We start from the raw sequence: 16,840 nt of genomic DNA, 5'->3' as shown, positions 1-16,840 counted from the left end.
AAAGCGCCCGGCTAATAAAGCCGGGCGCACATTCATTATTTTACGATTAGAACGGGACAATGAGACCTTTGAAGTACCGCATGACTAACGCTTCCAAGAAACCATTCTCGTATCCCATTCAGTCCTCTGCTCCCCATAATAATAAGATCACGGTCGTTTTCATCTGCATATTCTACTATTTCGTTCCCAGGGTTACCTTCTAGAACCTTTGTTTTTATCTTATGATTTGGTAGCTGTACGGATAACTTTTCACTAATTCCTTCTAACATATCAACAGCTTCTTTTCTAAGTTCATTCAGGATACTTGCATAAACAAGGGCAGAGCTAATCTGAGCAGTCGGATTTAGAGCCGTAACCACATCAATTTCAAGTGCCTCATTTTCTTTACCCATGGCTATAGCTTCATTTAGTGCTTTTACACTTAGTTCAGATCCATCAAAAGCAACAAGGATTTTACTATATTTTTTCATCTCACCATTCTCCTCCCCTGATCTGATTTCAGCTTACCACTTTAGCGAGACAAGTCCTGTGACTTTAATCACGATTCTTTTTGAATAGGAGCTGCTCTGTGAAAATCGCCGTAATAGAGCCAAGAATCAGACCGTTATTTAAAATGGAAGCGGCAATAGGCGGGGCTTGCTGAAAAGCTTCTGGCGGGATAAACATCGTCCCAATCCCAACCATAAAAGAAATGCCTATTATAAATGGTTTTCCCTCTGTTTCATCCTTTTTAAACTCGTTAAACGCAATGCCGACCATGTTTACGAAAACAATAAAAATAACAGCATAGCCAACCGGTTCGGGTAATGCGGCAAAGAACGCCATCAGCGCTGGGAATAAGCTAATGACGATAATAAATCCACTACCCAAAATAAACGGTAACTTTCGTTTAAGCCCTGTCGTTAAAATAAATCCTGCAGCACCCGATATGGGAACACTTCCCACTGCCGAAAAGACGCCACCTAATAGTTGATTAATCCCAGATATAAATCCTGCTTGTCTGTACCGACCCATTGGCTTAGAATTTGATAACTTATTTAATACTTCTTCCACGACCCTAATACTTGCAATCATATTTGTAAGTAAAAGAAGTGTGACAAGGAGCGCCGTGACAATCATTCCAGAATCCCAAGTTGGATAACCAAACGCAAATACCTCTGGTAATTGAATGAACCCTCCCTCTGGAAGAACGACTGGTTTTGCTAATCCAAGCACAGCAAATAAAATCCATCCGACAATTAAAATAATCAGGATACTATACTGCTGAATCATTGCAGGCATGGATCTCGAAAACCAGATGGATACAATGACTAGCAGTAGAGATAGCCCTGCAATTCGAAGGTCAATCCCCTCTTTCAGATAACCTACCCCCATCATTCCATTGAGAAAGGAGCCACTTAACTGAGCGACAAGAAGTAATAGATAAATCCCTGTTACGACTGGAGTAAAAAGACGGGATAGCTTCTCTACTAAACCAAATGCGCTAAGTAAGATAAAAACAATTCCGCTAACAATCATGGCAAGTTCGAGCGCTTGAAGTGTCTCTACCTCCGACCCAAATAGCGTGGAGCTTAATCCTGCATATAAAACAAAGACGCCCCACCATAACCCTGCAGGACCTTCATTAATCGGCAGACGGTGACCGAGCGTAGCCTGCAAAATTCCAGCTACGCCTAGAACAAACATTGTTCTCTGAACGAATCCTGCTGCCATCGCAGGATCTAGATGGAACAAGCTTGCAATCGCAACAGGCGCCACGATCGAGCCTGCAATCATAAAGATCGCCCATTGAAGAGCAGATAACGTATTACGCATGTAAAAGCCTTCTTTCATCAAAACGAATTATGTACACCTTCATCTTATCAAAGCGGTTCGCACAGGTCATTACGTTTTTTTCCACTATAAAAACATCTCTTGCTCTGATATACTGTTTTATTGGTGATTTGATTTTTCAAATACACGGGTGGGAGAGGGAAACACAAGTAAGAAGGGAATAAAGTGAAAACGAAAATTCATTTTGATTTTCAGGCTCACGATACTTCACTGAAGAAAGAAATTCTTGCCGGCATTACGTCATTTTTTACAATTGTTTATATTGCAGCGGTTAACGCGTCAATACTTGCTGATGCAGGAATTCCTTTTGAAGCAGGAATGATTGCAACAGTCCTGACGTCAGTGGTCGGCTGCCTGTTAATTGGTTTTTACGCAAATGCACCAATTATCCTCGTTCCAGGGATGGGTGTAAATGCGTTCTTTACGTATACAATGGTTGAATCAATGGGACTAAGATGGGAGGTGGCGCTCGCTTCTGTCTTTGTTGCAGGGATATTATTTGCGATAACCGCTTTTACACCGCTCTCTGGTGTTCTTTCAAAAGCAATCCCACGTTCATTAAAAGAAGCGATTACCGTCGGAATTGGTTTATTTCTTACATTCATCGGTTTACAAAAAGGCGGGATCGTCGTTTCCAGCGATTCTACATTTGTGGCACTTGGAAACCTCGGGTCCGCTCATGTGATTGCTACTCTCGCCACGCTAGCATTAGCTGCCATTCTCTTCATCCGAAATGTGAAAGGCCACTTTCTTATCAGTATGTTAGCGGGCACTGCACTTGCGTGGTCGCTTGGATTAATTGAAACTGGTCAACAAGATCGCTTTTCATTCTCATCCTATGGATCGGTATTTGCTGCCATGTCATTCGATGACATTCTCATGCTTCCATTCTGGATCGCGACTTTCTCAATGGCGATGATTCTTGTCTTTGAGAATATGGGTTTGTTAACTGGATTACTACCGGATCAGCGAAAGTTCGCTAAGTCTTACCAGGCAAACGCAATATCAGCTATCTCCTCTGGTTTGTTCGGTACAAGTCCAACAGTTTCTACCGTTGAAAGTGCTTCAGGCATCTCAGCTGGTGGTCGAACAGGAATGACAGCTATTACAACAGGGTTATTGTTCTTAACGTCGCTATTCTTTATCCCTATTTTCAAAATCATACCTGACTCGGCTATTGCACCAGTTCTGATTATTATTGGCGGTCTGATGATTACATCCATTCAAAACATTTCCCTACAGGATTTTTCTGAAGGATTTCCTGCCTTCTTGATCATTGTAATGATTCCGCTCACCTACAGCATCGTGGACGGCATTGCTTTTGGTTTCATTGCTTATCCGTTCCTAAAAATTGCTTTAGGAAAAGGGAAAGAAGTACCTGTACCGATGTACATTATCGCAGGCCTGTTTTTTATAAACTTTTTCTTACACACCATCTAGAGGGTAAGAAAGTTCGACAAACCTCCTTGATCTTCATCTAAGGAGGTTTTTTCCATTTCATCCTATCTTTTCTATGATATGCTAAGTTCTGGTGATGACTATGACATTCGTAAAACAAATTGGATTGATCCTTCTTTTCTTCTTTCTAATGGGTTGTCAGATTCAACAAGCAGATAACCTATCACTTCTAGAGGAGACGAATACGAAAAGATCTGTCCCTTCTTTTCTTGTGGAAAATAGCAAGGAACAACTCATTGCAAAATACGAAAACAAAATCCCAACTGAATTTGGTGAAAATGTAGCTGGTGTTTACACTCATTTTCATTCATCTAAAAAGGAAATCGCCTTAACATTTGATGCTTGTGGCGGTGCTCACGGCAATGGTGTTGATGAGGAATTGATTACTTATTTAAAAGAAAAGCAAGTGCCTTCCACTCTTTTTATTAACAGCAGATGGATTGATCAAAACACTGCGCTCTTCCAAGAACTTGCTCATGATCCACTCTTTCAAATTGAAAATCACGGTACGCTTCACAAACCGCTATCTGTAAACGGAGAGTCAGCTTGGGGCATCTCGGGAACAACCTCGGTTAAAGAAGTAATTGAAGAAATGAAAGAGAATCAAGAGAAAATCGAGGGACTTACAGGTGAATCACCGACACTTTTCCGTTCAGGAACAGCTTATTATGATGACGTAGCCGTTCAAGTTGCTCACGAACTTGGTATTCAAATTGTGAATTACACCATACTTGGAGATGCCGGCGCAACATTTACCGCCAAACAGGTAAACGATGCTCTGTTGCAAGCACAACCCGGAGATATTGCTCTTCTTCATATGAATCAACCGACCGGAGGAACGGCAGAAGGCGTGAAAAAAGCGATACCCGCCTTACAGAAAAAAGGGTACACTTTTGTTCAACTACACTCCCATAATTTGCAGTGAGTACATTTTGTTCTTGAGGCCACCTTATGAAAGAACACAATCATAAGGGGTGAAAAACGCATGAGTCAGTCGAAAGGACAACGAGAAAGACAATTTCGCAAAAGAAAAGAAGCACAAAATCCACATGGTAAAATCAAATCTTTAGAGCAGCTTTCAAGTGAAACTCCGAATAAGCCTTAGCTACACCAGATTAAACTCCTCTTCATTCGGGTAATGGTTTCTAGATAAAGAAAGGAGTTTAGCCAAATGAATGAAATGACGATCTCTGTAGCAGGTATGAAGGGTGAGAACTGCATTCAGAAAATCGAATCTGCCCTTCTCTCTTTAAATGGAATAGAACGCGCGTTAGCCGATCTGAAAAAAGAAACGGTCACGATTTTATTTGATGAAGAAGCGGTTGAGCAATCGACGATTATGCAAACAATTGAAGAAGCAGGTTATGAACCTGCTTAACTCAAAAAGAACCTGTACCGTGCAGGTTCTTTTTTATGTCAAAATCAAACAACTTTTTTCAAAAACACTTGAATTATTTCCGACAAACTTTCAATTTTCGCAATTTTTGGGTGTTACTCTATAATTATCCGTTTAGAAATAGTTAACGAAAGGGGTAACGGACTTGGAGCAGCCTAAATTAAATACGAAAGGGATTCGCCCGTTGATTCCACGACACGACCCATCGCCAACAATAGAAGAACACAATCACTTGATACATCAATTGGAAACGTTAGCTTTTGAAAATCACGCTTTAAGTAGCATCCATATCCTTGTAGCGGGCGTGGCCCATGAAATTAAAAACCCTCTTACGATCATGAAAGGGTTTCTACAACTAATCAAACCTGATCTTGATAAGTTGCAAAAAAGTGAGATAGCCGATTTATTATTAGCAGAAATACAACGTACAACCAATCTAGTAGAAGAGTTCCTACAGCTCGCTCGACCAGCAAAACAGACGACAGAGCGTATGGACCTTATCCCATTCCTTAAAGATATGCTGCTTCTTTTTCAGAGCGAAGCAAAATTAAATAAATGCGAATTAACCAACAATCTCCAGAAGTTCAAACAGCCAATTGAAGTTATGATGAATCAAGGACAGCTAAAGCAAGTTTTTTTAAATGTGATAAAGAATGGGCTCGAAGCGATCCGCATAACGAACCGAAAGGATGGGCTCATTTCACTATCAGTTCATCAACATTTTCATTTTGTGACAATCAACATACGAGACAATGGGATCGGGATGGACGCTTCCACACAAGATAGTGTTTTTAATCCTTTTTATACAACAAAAGAAAAAGGAACTGGCCTTGGCCTGTTCCTTAGCAAACAAATTATTCAAAGTCATAACGGGTCGATGAATGTGAAAAGTTCTCCATCTTTCGGTACAACCTTTTCAATTCAACTGCCTTTGCTGCACTTGATTTAAAAACCAATTTGCTCCTGCTCACTAACACTAGCCGTTCGCTTCCTTTTATGAAGAAGCGCATTTACCTCGCCGCCTATGAGCAGAATCATGCCAGTTAAATAAAACCACAGCATTAGAATAATAACGCCACCAAGACTTCCATAAGTTGCAGAATAATTACCGAAATTACTTACGTAGAAAGCAAACGCCAGGGAAATCACCTGCCAGCCTACGGTTGCAACGATAGCTCCAATAATAACTTCTTTAAAAGGGAAATGTTTATTTGGTGCAAAGCGATATAACGCTGCAAGAATGCATGCCATGATTGCCACAGCAATGACCCAGCGAAGAATACGAAAAAGAAATTCCGTCGAGCTCGGAAGATTCAGAGCAGATGTGACGGCATCAATAATCACATCTCCAAAAACAGGTAATACGAGTGTGACAATAAAGACAAGCACAAGCCCTATTGTAAGAACAATGGAGAGAAGGCGTGCTTTAATAAACGATCTTGTTTCTTCTACATCATACGCAAGGTTCAATGCTCTCATTAATGCCATCATACCATTTGAAGCTGACCAGATTGTGCCAAGTATCCCGACTGTTAATAACCCTCCCTGCGGCTCACTGATAATGGAGAGAACATTGTCCTGAAGGATGCTCCCTGTCTCTCCGGGAGCATATTTCGTTAGAAAACTCACCGCTTCCTGCTTGTCAATGGACAGATAAGGAAGGATTGAGAGAATAAGAATAAGTAATGGAAAGATCGATAACATAAAATAATAGGCCAATTCAGCTGCAAGACTCGTCACGCGATCCTCACCTATTTCTTTCCCAAGCTTTTTAACAAACGTTAATCCCGCCATTTCGTTAACCCCTTTCTAACATTCTCCAACCCCTTTCCCGATATTGTTGTGGTGTAATCATACTCCCAATCAAAAAGGAACAGACGCGATGTCTGCTCCTTTCGATTTAACTATTTCTCTAAGGCGTTGTTTCACCCTGTTCTCCATCTAAAGCATTCATATTCCCATTTGGATCATCCATTTGGTCTTCTAGATTAAGATGAGATCGAAGTTCTGATTTAGCAGTAGCTAACGACTGATCATCAAGCTTAAAGTAATAGGTTCCAGCTGGTTGGAAGTCGGTTCCTGTTAGCTGAAGCTTTTCAATTGAATCAATCTTAGAAATAAACGGATATAGGCCGAGAGCTTCATTAAACGTAAAACTCATCGTTAAGTTTTCTCCAATTCGATCCACAACATCGCCATATTTTGGTATAGAGGAAAGGGAGCTTACTTTGTCGATCGCAGCTGTAATCACTTCCATCTGGCGCTGTCCACGTTTCAAATCTGAATCTGCCTTACGTGTCCTTGCAAAAGCAAGTGCCTCTTTACCATTTAGCGTTTGCTCACCAACCTCCAAATCAATTTTACCTTTTGATTCTTTATATAATTGATCAGCTATAAGTTGCGATTCAATCGTAACATCAATTCCGCCAAGCTCATCAATGGCTGTTTTAAACGCATCAAAGTTAACTCGAACGACTTCATCAATCGGAATGCCGAGCAAGCCTTCAACTGTGTCAATTGTTAAGTCAATGCCACCAAACGCGTGAGCATGAGTAATTTTGTCCATCCCTCTACCCGGAATCTGAACGTAGGAATCGCGCGGGATACTGAGAAGCTTCATGGATTTATCATCTTGATTGAAAGTTGCGACCATCATGGAATCACTGCGACCGTTCGATGTATTTTCTTCATCGTCAACACCAAGTAGTAACACTGAAAAATGATCTTTTCCTATATCGACTGCACTGTCTCTAAGATCAGACTGTTCGCCTCGATTTGGTTGCATTAATGATTTGTCAGAAACGCTTGATACTTTATAATAAAGATATCCACCGTATCCACCAATACCGACTATAATAAGTAATAATAGCAAAAGCGTGATTCGTAAGCCTCGGCGTTTTTTCTTCGGTTTATATCGACGACGAGGTTCCATTTGTTTGTCATTCATAGAAATTTTATCTCCTTCAATATAAATCATCATTCGTTATTTATAGACCATTCGTGTCACCACCAGGATGATCGACGGTCAATCATTCATCAAAAAATGGGTAAATCCGTTTATTTGCGTTAACCCTAGCTATAAATGTACCATTCTTTCTTATTACTATCTACCTAAATATTTTTCCAATCTTCCGTGCACTTTGTCATTCACTTACCACATCAGTAAAATAAAAAATGAAGACCTTGAGAAAGGACAAACTCTCTTGCATATAAAAACAAAATCAATCCCATGGATTATTATTGGTAGCTACTTTCTATTTGGATCATTGTGGATTTTACTTTCAGATATGATTCTTTACCGCTTTTCCTTTGATTTTATTACAAACAAACAGATCGGCCTTTATAAAGGATGGTTTTTCATTTTTTTAACAAGTTTATTTCTTTATTTTCTTTTAAAATATCTTTTGCAAAAAAATAAAGAAATGGAAAATCAACTTTTAGAAAGCGAAGAGCGATATCGTCGTCTTGTTGAGTCTTCTCCCTATGCCATTTGTTTGTTAAAAGATGGAGAAATCACTTACACAAACCACACAGGTTTAAGAATGGCTGGTGTTAATTCTCTTAGTGATCTCTATCTGCATCGTGATTCTCTCGTCGTCAATCCAGAGGATCAAAGAAAGATCAAGGAAATTTTGCACAACATTCATACGAATCAAAACAAGGATTCAGAAACAATTGAATACCAATTGTTGCGCTCGAACAATGACATAATGGATGTAGAATCAACGCTCATCCCGATACGTTTTGATCAAAAAGTAATGACGATTATTCAAACCCGTGACATTACAGAACGAAAACAAGCCGTAAAAGAGTTATGGGAAGCAAAGCAACTCATCCATGCCATTATTAGCGCCTCCCCAATTGCAACTCTCGCTCTTGATATGGATGCCAATATTCGCCTATGGAATCCAGCTGCAGAAAAGATATTTGGATGGAAAAGTGAGGAAGTAATGGGCAAGAAAAGTCCCATTGTACCTCAAGGTGAAAAAGATATTACGATACCTGAAATCATTTCTCATGGTCATATTGTCAATAAAGAAGTGCAACGCCTGAGAAAAGATGGATCAATTGTTCACACAGCGCTCTCTACCGCTCCAATTGTAGATGAAAACGGGAAGATTGATGGCATTATGGCAGCTTTTTTGGATATCACAGATAAAAAGAAAACGGAAGAAGCTTTGCTAAAAACTGAAAAGTTATCGGCAGTAGGTCAATTAGCGGCAAGCGTTGCTCATGAAATACGAAACCCACTTACTTCTGTAAAAGGATTTATCCAGCTTCTAAACGACGATCAATCAATCGCAGAAAAAACGCCGTTTCTACCCATTATGCTTTCAGAAATTGATCGAATGGATGCGATTATTAAAGACTTGCTCGTGTTAGCGAAACCACAGGCCTCCCACTTTACTTTTTTTAGTTTAAATAAGTTAATTTCCTATGTTCTACAGTTATTAAGTACGCAGGCCAATCTGTACAATATTACTTTCATTAAACACTTTACAGAGAAAGATGACACTTTATATGGGGAAGAGAATCAGCTTAAACAAGTTTTCATTAACTTAATTAAAAATGCGATTGAATCAATGCCAGAAGGGGGAAGCGTCAGCTTAAGAACCTTTGCAACAGGAGATTTAATTGAAGTAACGATAACTGATGAAGGAGTGGGCATTCCTGATCATAAGTTAAAAACGCTCGGAGAACCATTTTATACGACGAAAGAAGAGGGTACCGGTCTCGGACTTTTATCCAGCTTTAAAATTATTGAAAACCATAATGGAAGGATTGCTTTTAATAGCGAAGTCGGAATCGGAACGACTGTCACTCTCCATTTCCCAAAAAACAATTCTCCCAGCACTTAATTCAAGCTTACTTATGACGTAAAATCTTTTATTAGGAAAATAGGTCTTTTTGTCTATTTTTTTGTGCTTCCAACCCTTTGTGTGCTAAAATATCATTCGTCTCTTATTGTTGAATAAGTTAGACCTGAAGGAGGAAGCAACATTGCAAAAACCGAAACGAAATGATCCCTGTCCATGTGGCAGCGGCAAAAAATATAAAAAATGCTGTATGACATCTGAAAGTGCGCAGGATCAACTAGAAGAACAGCTATACACTCAGGAACTTTACACCGTTCAAGCTCAGCTCGTTGAATATGCGATGAGCCAACATGACCAAAAAATGGTTTCTTTAGCAAACGATTTATTTACGCGATATGATATTCCTCAAAATCTTGAGGAAGCTTATATGCACGGGATATTCCCTTGGGCGATTTTCCATCAAGCCGTTAATCAATGGAATAAGACTATCGTAAAAGAGTATATTCAGCTTTACTCCCATACCTTCTCCACTGAGAAAGTAAAAGAAACCGTTAACGAGTGGCGTGATGCTTATATGTCCATCTATACGGTGGAAGAAGTTGCAGGAAACACCGCCGTTGTAAAAGAGCTAAGCTCAAATCAACCAATTAGCATTCTTTTACATGAAGAAGTGATCGTATCTAAAGGAGAAAGCTTAGCAGGTATTCTTCTCCCAGTTAAAAATGGTGCAATGCCATTTATCGAACTACTAAAAATTGCGCCGGATGCAATGGAATTAGTAGAAAACAAATTAGCAACTGGAGACGTTTCTACCAACGTTCGTTCCATGATGCAAAGCGACTTCCCAGAAATTCTTAGTGAAATTGTGAAGCATGGCAATGGATCAGAAGAAGCGGAATCAATTGAAATGATCTGGTCTAGAAAAGAAGATGCTGAAGTTGCTTCTCTCTTTACTGAAAAGATCAGTGATGCATTCTCAAGCGAACAAGTTCAGGAAATTCTTCATTTCTGGAGAAAATACACTCAAGAAGAACAACCGTCTGTTAGAAAACCTGCGATCTTTGCCGCTGCCCTTGAGTACCTCGCCTCTAAAGTCTTTGATTCGTCAGTCAGCCAAAGTGCACTTGCTAAAAAGTACGGAACATCAGCTTCCAGTATTTCTAGCAAGTACAAAGCTTTTCACGAACGATTTATTCCAGTGATGAATTAGCACACACTGTACTAATAACAAGTAGCTAAAAGAAATAAGGTCCTGTTACTGAATCGTGTTAACTGTCCAATCTATTCCGTTAACACGATTCGTTTATGGACCAACCTTTAAGGGAGGAAATATCGTGACTACTGAGACATCCACTCAAAAAGTAGGGGCTTTTATTCTTGCACAGGCTTCGGAGATTGCACAAAGTACATATGAAAGACAACGACATGACCTTGATGAAGCTAATTTTTTAAATGAGTCTAAATTATCCCTGGCAAATACAACCTACTTAATTAAGTTGATTGGTAAAAGCTTGCAGCAATACACGACCAATACCATGGTTGCGATTGAAGAATTTGGGGAGGAATCAGGTGAACTGGTTCAAGATGAAAATGAGATGATCGTATCCCTTATCGTGACGGTACCACTAATTCGCGAGGCCATTTGGGAGGCAATTGAACCGATCGTCGATGAACTCAACATGAAGCCACGCGAGGTCATTAAGTTACCAGGAAAAATCGATCCTCTCCTAGATCAGTTTGTATATAGTTACGGAAGCACTTATATTACAAGTAATCAACAGCTTAAAACGAAATATGATTCCACCCTAGAAGAACTGTCTACTCCCATCATTCCAATTATTAAAAACCTGGCCATTCTTCCGCTTGTTGGGAATATCGATACGTATCGAGCAACGCTCATCATGGAAAAAACGTTAGTACAAACGCGCAAATTGCAGTTAAATCATATGATCATTGACTTATCAGGAGTTGTCACAATGGACACCATGGTGGCAAAACATTTGTTTGATATTACAGAAGCACTCAGTCTTATGGGCGTTCAGGTAACGCTAACAGGCATTAGCCCTTCGATTTCGATTTCTGCGGTCCAGTTAGGGATTGATCTTCATAAGTTAACAATCAAATCGAGTCTTCATAATGCTTTAACAGATCTCGCAGTTCTTTCAACTCCTACAACGTAACCTTATTCCGTTCACATTTCTGTCATTCTTATCAAAAACATCCCATATTGCTCATTTTTTAATTGAAGCCTGCTATACTGAACGTATTCCAGGTCAGCTTTCTCCCCAACCCGGAAAGCTTCTGGAATCCAACGTATAGTAAAATAATGCATCCCTTCCCTCCCCCGGGAAACCTCCTTATTTTAGTTTGAAAAAGCAGCGGCCATGGCCGCTGCTTTTTCTATTTTCTTACGATTGATACAGGAGATCAGACATATTAAGCGAAGGAATCTTTATAGAGAGAGGAGCTTTAATGTGATTAATTTAAATCGAATACAAGAAGAGCTTGAAGCGGTACAGAATAAAGAACAAGCTAAAAAGATGGAAAAGTATATGCGAAATCAATTTCCCTTCCTCGGGGTTAAAACGCCTGAAAGAAGGAAAGCTGTTAAAACGGTTTTAAAACAGGAGCGTACCCTTGATTTTCAGGAAATTCGTCCTTTACTTCAGCAACTATGGTTGTTACCAGAGCGCGAATATCAAAATGTAGCGCTAGACTTACTCGGCCATGTTAAGTATTTCCCAAAAGAGTCTATCACTTTTATGGAACAGCTGATCGTGACAAAGTCATGGTGGGATACAGTTGATAGCCTTTCCGGGAACAGTGCAGGAAATTATTTCAAACAACATCCAGATGAGAGGAAGCCTGTTATTGATAATTGGATAAAAAGCGAGAACATGTGGTTAAATCGAAGCGCCATCCTCTTCCAACTTTCTTATAAAGAAAATACAGACTGGCCGCTTTTAAAACAAGTGATTTTAATGCATTCCGATTCAAACGAATTTTTTATCCAAAAAGCCATTGGATGGTCTCTTCGTGAATACTCAAAGACAGCACCTCAAACTGTTGAAACTTTCATTAATGAATATCCTTTAGCTCCCCTTAGTAAAAGAGAGGGTAGCAAAATACTTAAAAAGAACAAAACGGAGGAGTTAAAGTAATACCTAAAAAAACCCATCCATACGGATGGGTTCACTCTATTTATTTCCCAATAAATTGCTGTGTCCAGATGTTGCCTTCTTCTACATAACCAACACCAATGTGAGTAAAGCTACCGTTCATAATATTTTTACGGTGACCTTCACTGTTCATCCATGCATTGACAACTTCTTCTGGAGTCTGCTGGCCTTTGGCAATATTCTCACCAGCAGATTGATAGTCTACGCCAAACTGATTCATCATGTCAAAAGGAGAGCCGTAAGTTGGGCTATTGTGTGCAAAATAGTTGTTGTCTCTCATATCTTCTGATTTTGCCTGCGCCACTTTACTAAGTTCTGTATCTACTTCAAGGGCAGGTAGTCCAGCTTTTGCACGCTCATCGTTTGTTAGGTTTACAACTTGCTGTTCAAATTCTGATAGACCATTGTCTGCTGTTGTCTCTTTCGCTGGTTCAGCTTCTTGCTGCGCTGGAGCTGGGGCTTCTGCTTGTTGCTTCGCTGGAGCCGGGGCTTCTGCTTTTTGCTCTGCAGGTGCTTCTACTTTTTCAGGAGCCGCGGCTTTTTCTGCTTGTTTCTCTGGTGCTTGCTTCTTCATTTCTTTTTGTTGAAGAAGATGATCTAGCTGATCTAAATTAATAGTATCGTTAATTGAAAGGTTATATTGTTTTTCAAAACGGTCAAGAATGGATTGAAGCTCATCCATATTGCTGACCTGGAATGTTTGAGCCTTTACTTCTACGTTTGCAGGCTGAGTGCTTGCAGAACTTGATGTTGGGTTTGTTGCCAGCAGGGCCGCTGCCGCTGTGACACCTAGAATAATTGACTTTTTCAATGTGATTCCTCCCTGATTGGTGAAATTTCTTACACCATGAGAATATCACAAGATTGCTAGTCTAAAAGACCATAATAACTTCCTGTACCGGTAATCCATACCAAAAGTAGTTTTCAGAGATTAGGAGGCGATTCGTTCCTAAAGCTTTTCATATCAAGGCTTTCGCGTCACTTCATTAACCAGTATGCTTTTTTTTCGAATGGAAAGAAATCCACATTTTAGGAAATGAGAAACCATTAACGTTTTGTTTCAAGTGTTTCAGAACGGTAACAAAAAGAGGGAGAGCACCATGCCCTTCCCTCTTAACTCACTTAGTAGGTCTCACATCCTTAAATGGATACCAAACCACTTCCGCTTTTCCTACAACTTCTTTAAGCTCTATTTTACCAAGACCGTTTCGACTATCCATGCTTCTTAAGCGATTATCCCCCATTACAAACAGCTGGTCTTTCGGTACTTCTACAGGTCCAAAATCCTCTGTTAATCTCATCCCCATGTTCTCAGCATCATCTCGATTAGACTCAAGATAAGGTTCCTTTAGCTCGTTTTCATTCACATAGAGCTTATCCTGCTTCATTTCAACGATATCCCCCGGTAAACCAATCACGCGTTTCACATAATGCTTTTCGGCATCTTCATCCTTAATAATAATGATGTCTCCTCGTTCAGGTTCTTCCTGAACGTAAGATATAAATTTATTAACCAGGAGACGATCACCGTCATGCAGGGTGGGATCCATGGAAGCCCCTTCTACAATATAAGGGGCCATGACAAACATCTTTACGACGAAAGCTAGAATAACAGCGAATAAAAGCGGGGTCCCCCACTCTTTTAACCAGTTTGATTCTCCATCACTTTTCATATGACCCTCCACAAACGAAATTTCTATGATAAGTCTAGCATAATTTTCCTATACTATTCCATCGAAACGCCACGGTCAATTGAACTATTTTTTGTTAAATAATGAAGGAAAACATAAAATGATCTTTGTTTTACACTTTCAATTGAACAGGTAAAGTTGGAAACCGAACTACGATTGAAGAATGGTTTTACATGAGACTAATCAGGGTATGAAGAGTGATGGATAAAAGGAGGATGGATATGAACCAAGTGAAAGCTTTTGTATTCGATGCATATGGAACCTTATTTGACGTTTTTTCTGTTATTGAAAAATGTGAAGAGCTATATCCGAATAAGGGTAACCAAATAAGCCAAACGTGGCGAAAGAAACAGCTTGAGTATAGCTATTTACGACAAATGATGGGAAACTATCGACCATTCTCAGAAGTAACGCGAAAGGCCCTTCGCTATGCTGTTGAAGAAGCAGGTGCAGAACTAACACAGGAGAAAGAAGACTCCCTTCTCCATGCTTATCAACATCTATCTGTATATAAAGAGGTTCCCCAAGTACTGAAAGATCTTAAAGAGAAAGGCGTCACTCTAGCTATTTTCTCAAATGGATCACACGATATGCTCGATCCATTAGTAAAACAATCGCCACTTGCTGAATATCTTGATTATGTCATCAGTGCAGACGATATTAAACAGTTTAAACCGACTCCTGCTTCCTATACCCATGCACTTAACTTTCTTGAATTAAAGCGAGAAAATATTCTCTTTATGTCTTCAAATGGATGGGATATTTCAGGAGCAAAAAATTTCGGCTTTCATACTGCGTGGATCAATCGAAATGACCTTCCAGTTGAATATCTAAATCTTCCCCCAGATGCGATCTATGATGACTTAAAGGACATACTCAATTGGGTTAACTAACTTTGCATACTCTGTATTTTCTGAACTGCCGTGCAGGTTCATTTGTTCTTGTTGAAGAACCGTACTATATACCTATGAAGCATCTGTTTTTTTACCAAAATAGGCCCATTGACCAGTACGCGCCATAATCGTATAATCAACACATTGCAGTGTTTATTCACTAAAAACTAATAGAAAGTAGCCAGGTATTCGAATTATGATAAAGGTCGACTATTTACTTCAGAATGAAATCATTCGCTATCAGGAACAGCTTCGTGTCTTTCGTATCTCGCTTCAAAAGCTTCCTGCAAAAATGCCAAGCGAGAACAACATTCGGAATTTGTGTAAAGATGCCGCCTGGAAACTAGCAGCAACCGAAACACTGGTAGCAAAAGTATTTAAATCAAAAAAGCTACCATATCGAGACCTTTCTAAACAATTTTTCTTTAACATTGGAATCCTCAAACAGCATAGCAAATACATCTTGGCTCTCTTCCTACTTAAACACGGAGATTACAGTTGTCTTCAAAACCATTTAAATTGCCTAGCTTAAAGCCTCAAAGGAAAATTTCCTATGAGGCTTTTGCTATACCTTAAGAATGCGGTGAGATGACTTTTAACGCTTGATGAAGATGAGCGTAAGTCGTGACATTTGTAAAATCAATCCCAAGCTGAACAGCTGTTTGAGCTATTTCAGGACGGATTCCTGTTAAAATGGACTCCACACCTGACAATTCTAGCATCTTGATGAGTTGAAAGATTTCATTCGCAACCATCGTATCCATAATGGCAACTCCCGATAGGTCAATGACCAGGTAAGAGAGTCGAAGTTCTGAGCTTCGTTCAATCCCTTTTCGTTGAATCAGTGAGGCACGATAAGTGTCAATTGTTCCGATCAAAGGCAAAACGCCAGTGTCTTTTCCGATTAAAATAATCGGAACGCTTAGCTCAGTGATTTTGGTTTGCTGCGAAGCTAATTGTTCTTCGTTTAGTTGATTGGTATAAACTGTGACTTTATGAAGCAGTAGATCAAACGATTTATTCATGTAACTGCCCCATCCTGCTAATCGACTTGCTTCAATTAAACGTTCATGCTCCTCACTGAAGTCGACCATCACATCCCAAAGTATTTGTCTCAAATTCGTTAGACTAGCTACCGATTGTTGCAGGGAAAACGTATGGCTCGAGAAAATTTCAACAATACGCCCTGCCCATTCTTGTACGTCTCGGTTGTTTGATTCTTGAAAGATCATTTGTTTAACAAAATCAGAACAAAATAATTTTATTTCGTTTTTTAATTCCGGAACTTTCAGAACAGCTGTGTCTGTCGCTTCTTTCTCATCCACAAGTAGTTGAAGTCTGTTTGTCCACTTTTCTCCTATTTCTTCAAGCCGTTCATGAAAGTATTCGACATACATTGTTTCAACTTTATCCATTGTTATGTCTCTCCTATTGATCATTGATAATTTATTGATTCCCGTAATTGGAAGATTGTACACCTTTTCCATCGGCCTAAGTGCCGATGAAGGGGTGAACACTTACTTGTCTAAACGCACCCCGCTAGCAAATGATAAAACGGAGGCTCCTTGTACAA

At 39.6% G+C, this 16,840-nt stretch carries 19 protein-coding genes; 11 read left to right on the top strand and 8 right to left on the bottom strand.

The annotated features are described in order from the left end of the window. Positions 1–35 precede the first annotated feature (35 nt). The gene (locus PQ511_RS00635; protein WP_273849991.1) at positions 36–470 is read right to left on the bottom strand and encodes a universal stress protein; all 435 of its coding nucleotides are present in this window, start codon (positions 468–470) and stop codon (positions 36–38) included. A gap of 64 nt (positions 471–534) precedes the next feature. Further along, entirely contained in the window at positions 535–1,815 is a 1,281-nt protein-coding gene (locus PQ511_RS00630; RefSeq protein WP_273849990.1) for a purine/pyrimidine permease, read from the bottom strand. 183 nt (positions 1,816–1,998) lie between these two features. Here PQ511_RS00630 and PQ511_RS00625 point away from each other — a divergent pair, with 183 nt between their 5' ends. The 5 genes from PQ511_RS00625 (at position 1,999) to PQ511_RS00605 (ending at position 5,636) form a co-directional block, all read left to right on the top strand. After that, the gene (locus PQ511_RS00625) at positions 1,999–3,273 is read left to right on the top strand and encodes an NCS2 family permease (protein ID WP_273849989.1); all 1,275 of its coding nucleotides are present in this window, start codon (positions 1,999–2,001) and stop codon (positions 3,271–3,273) included. A gap of 100 nt (positions 3,274–3,373) precedes the next feature. Then, complete coding sequence (locus PQ511_RS00620) at positions 3,374–4,216, top strand: polysaccharide deacetylase family protein (protein ID WP_273849988.1); 843 nt, start codon at positions 3,374–3,376, stop codon at positions 4,214–4,216. A 60-nt stretch (positions 4,217–4,276) separates the two neighbouring features. Further along, positions 4,277–4,396 carry a DUF6254 family protein gene (locus PQ511_RS00615; RefSeq protein WP_273849986.1) on the top strand — a complete coding sequence of 40 codons (120 nt, stop codon included), beginning with the start codon at positions 4,277–4,279 and terminating at the stop codon, positions 4,394–4,396. 66 nt (positions 4,397–4,462) lie between these two features. Continuing rightward, positions 4,463–4,669: a heavy-metal-associated domain-containing protein gene (locus tag PQ511_RS00610; protein ID WP_273849985.1), complete on the top strand. Its 207-nt coding sequence runs from the start codon at positions 4,463–4,465 to the stop codon at positions 4,667–4,669. A gap of 163 nt (positions 4,670–4,832) precedes the next feature. Continuing rightward, complete coding sequence (locus PQ511_RS00605) at positions 4,833–5,636, top strand: two-component system sensor histidine kinase NtrB (RefSeq protein WP_273849984.1); 804 nt, start codon at positions 4,833–4,835, stop codon at positions 5,634–5,636. Here PQ511_RS00605 and PQ511_RS00600 read toward each other — a convergent pair. Together PQ511_RS00600 and PQ511_RS00595 are read right to left on the bottom strand one after the other, a co-directional pair. After that, complete coding sequence (locus PQ511_RS00600; protein WP_273849983.1) at positions 5,633–6,481, bottom strand: YihY/virulence factor BrkB family protein; 849 nt, start codon at positions 6,479–6,481, stop codon at positions 5,633–5,635. The two genes, PQ511_RS00605 and PQ511_RS00600, sit on opposite strands and share 4 nt — an antisense overlap. 118 nt (positions 6,482–6,599) lie before the next feature. Beyond that, a complete protein-coding gene (locus PQ511_RS00595) occupies positions 6,600–7,634 on the bottom strand; it encodes an LCP family protein (protein ID WP_337957730.1) in 1,035 nt (344 codons plus the stop codon). Positions 7,635–7,890: 256 nt separating this feature from the next. Between PQ511_RS00595 and PQ511_RS00590 the strand changes: the two genes are divergently transcribed. The 3 genes from PQ511_RS00590 to PQ511_RS00580 all read left to right on the top strand — a co-directional run bounded on the left by PQ511_RS00590 (position 7,891) and on the right by PQ511_RS00580 (position 11,684). Next, positions 7,891–9,546, top strand: a complete 1,656-nt coding sequence (locus PQ511_RS00590; RefSeq protein ID WP_273849981.1) for a PAS domain-containing sensor histidine kinase — start codon at positions 7,891–7,893, stop codon at positions 9,544–9,546. A 142-nt stretch (positions 9,547–9,688) separates the two neighbouring features. Continuing rightward, complete coding sequence (locus tag PQ511_RS00585; RefSeq protein WP_273849980.1) at positions 9,689–10,714, top strand: SEC-C metal-binding domain-containing protein; 1,026 nt, start codon at positions 9,689–9,691, stop codon at positions 10,712–10,714. A 124-nt stretch (positions 10,715–10,838) separates the two neighbouring features. Next, positions 10,839–11,684: an STAS domain-containing protein gene (locus PQ511_RS00580; protein WP_273849979.1), complete on the top strand. Its 846-nt coding sequence runs from the start codon at positions 10,839–10,841 to the stop codon at positions 11,682–11,684. An 11-nt stretch (positions 11,685–11,695) separates the two neighbouring features. Here the strand turns inward: PQ511_RS00580 and PQ511_RS00575 are convergent, their stop codons facing one another. Continuing rightward, positions 11,696–11,836, bottom strand: a complete 141-nt coding sequence (locus PQ511_RS00575; protein ID WP_273849978.1) for a hypothetical protein — start codon at positions 11,834–11,836, stop codon at positions 11,696–11,698. A gap of 142 nt (positions 11,837–11,978) precedes the next feature. On the opposite strand from PQ511_RS00575, the gene PQ511_RS00570 reads away from it, so the two are divergent. Then, complete coding sequence (locus PQ511_RS00570) at positions 11,979–12,665, top strand: DNA alkylation repair protein (RefSeq protein WP_273849977.1); 687 nt, start codon at positions 11,979–11,981, stop codon at positions 12,663–12,665. Positions 12,666–12,705: 40 nt separating this feature from the next. On the opposite strand, the gene PQ511_RS00565 is transcribed toward PQ511_RS00570, so the two are convergent. Together PQ511_RS00565 and lepB are read right to left on the bottom strand one after the other, a co-directional pair. After that, entirely contained in the window at positions 12,706–13,494 is a 789-nt protein-coding gene (locus PQ511_RS00565; protein WP_273849976.1) for a CAP domain-containing protein, read from the bottom strand. Positions 13,495–13,801: 307 nt separating this feature from the next. After that, complete coding sequence (gene lepB / locus PQ511_RS00560; protein WP_273849974.1) at positions 13,802–14,356, bottom strand: signal peptidase I; 555 nt, start codon at positions 14,354–14,356, stop codon at positions 13,802–13,804. Positions 14,357–14,589: 233 nt separating this feature from the next. Between lepB and PQ511_RS00555 the strand changes: the two genes are divergently transcribed. After that, positions 14,590–15,267, top strand: coding sequence for a haloacid dehalogenase type II (locus PQ511_RS00555; RefSeq protein WP_420541646.1), 678 nt, complete (start codon positions 14,590–14,592; stop codon positions 15,265–15,267). 196 nt (positions 15,268–15,463) lie between these two features. Continuing rightward, positions 15,464–15,799, top strand: coding sequence for a hypothetical protein (locus tag PQ511_RS00550; protein ID WP_273849972.1), 336 nt, complete (start codon positions 15,464–15,466; stop codon positions 15,797–15,799). 40 nt (positions 15,800–15,839) lie between these two features. Here PQ511_RS00550 and PQ511_RS00545 read toward each other — a convergent pair whose 3' ends face one another. After that, on the bottom strand, positions 15,840–16,682 hold the full coding sequence (locus PQ511_RS00545; protein ID WP_273849971.1) for an STAS domain-containing protein: 843 nt from the start codon (positions 16,680–16,682) through the stop codon (positions 15,840–15,842). Positions 16,683–16,840 lie beyond the last annotated feature (158 nt).

The sequence above is a fragment of the Guptibacillus spartinae genome (assembly GCF_028610625.1).
Classification (GTDB): Bacteria; Bacillota; Bacilli; order Bacillales; family Guptibacillaceae; genus Guptibacillus; species Guptibacillus spartinae.
Note: the sequence above shows the minus strand (reverse complement) of the source record. Positions and strands in the feature narration are given on the sequence as shown.

Bases quoted from the DNA above. Each gene is read 5' to 3' on its own strand.
- PQ511_RS00635 (WP_273849991.1), bottom strand. From the start codon at position 470: ATGAAAAAATATAGTAAAATCCTTGTTGCTTTTGATGGATCTGAACTA.
- PQ511_RS00630 (WP_273849990.1), bottom strand. From the start codon at position 1,815: ATGCGTAATACGTTATCTGCTCTTCAATGGGCGATCTTTATGATTGCA.
- PQ511_RS00620 (WP_273849988.1), top strand. From the start codon at position 3,374: ATGACATTCGTAAAACAAATTGGATTGATCCTTCTTTTCTTCTTTCTA.
- PQ511_RS00615 (WP_273849986.1), top strand. From the start codon at position 4,277: ATGAGTCAGTCGAAAGGACAACGAGAAAGACAATTTCGCAAAAGAAAA.
- PQ511_RS00610 (WP_273849985.1), top strand. From the start codon at position 4,463: ATGAATGAAATGACGATCTCTGTAGCAGGTATGAAGGGTGAGAACTGC.
- PQ511_RS00600 (WP_273849983.1), bottom strand. From the start codon at position 6,481: ATGGCGGGATTAACGTTTGTTAAAAAGCTTGGGAAAGAAATAGGTGAG.
- PQ511_RS00595 (WP_337957730.1), bottom strand. From the start codon at position 7,634: ATGAATGACAAACAAATGGAACCTCGTCGTCGATATAAACCGAAGAAA.
- PQ511_RS00575 (WP_273849978.1), bottom strand. From the start codon at position 11,836: ATGCATTATTTTACTATACGTTGGATTCCAGAAGCTTTCCGGGTTGGG.
- lepB (WP_273849974.1), bottom strand. From the start codon at position 14,356: ATGAAAAGTGATGGAGAATCAAACTGGTTAAAAGAGTGGGGGACCCCG.
- PQ511_RS00555 (WP_420541646.1), top strand. From the start codon at position 14,590: ATGGATATGAACCAAGTGAAAGCTTTTGTATTCGATGCATATGGAACC.
- PQ511_RS00550 (WP_273849972.1), top strand. From the start codon at position 15,464: ATGATAAAGGTCGACTATTTACTTCAGAATGAAATCATTCGCTATCAG.
- PQ511_RS00545 (WP_273849971.1), bottom strand. From the start codon at position 16,682: ATGGATAAAGTTGAAACAATGTATGTCGAATACTTTCATGAACGGCTT.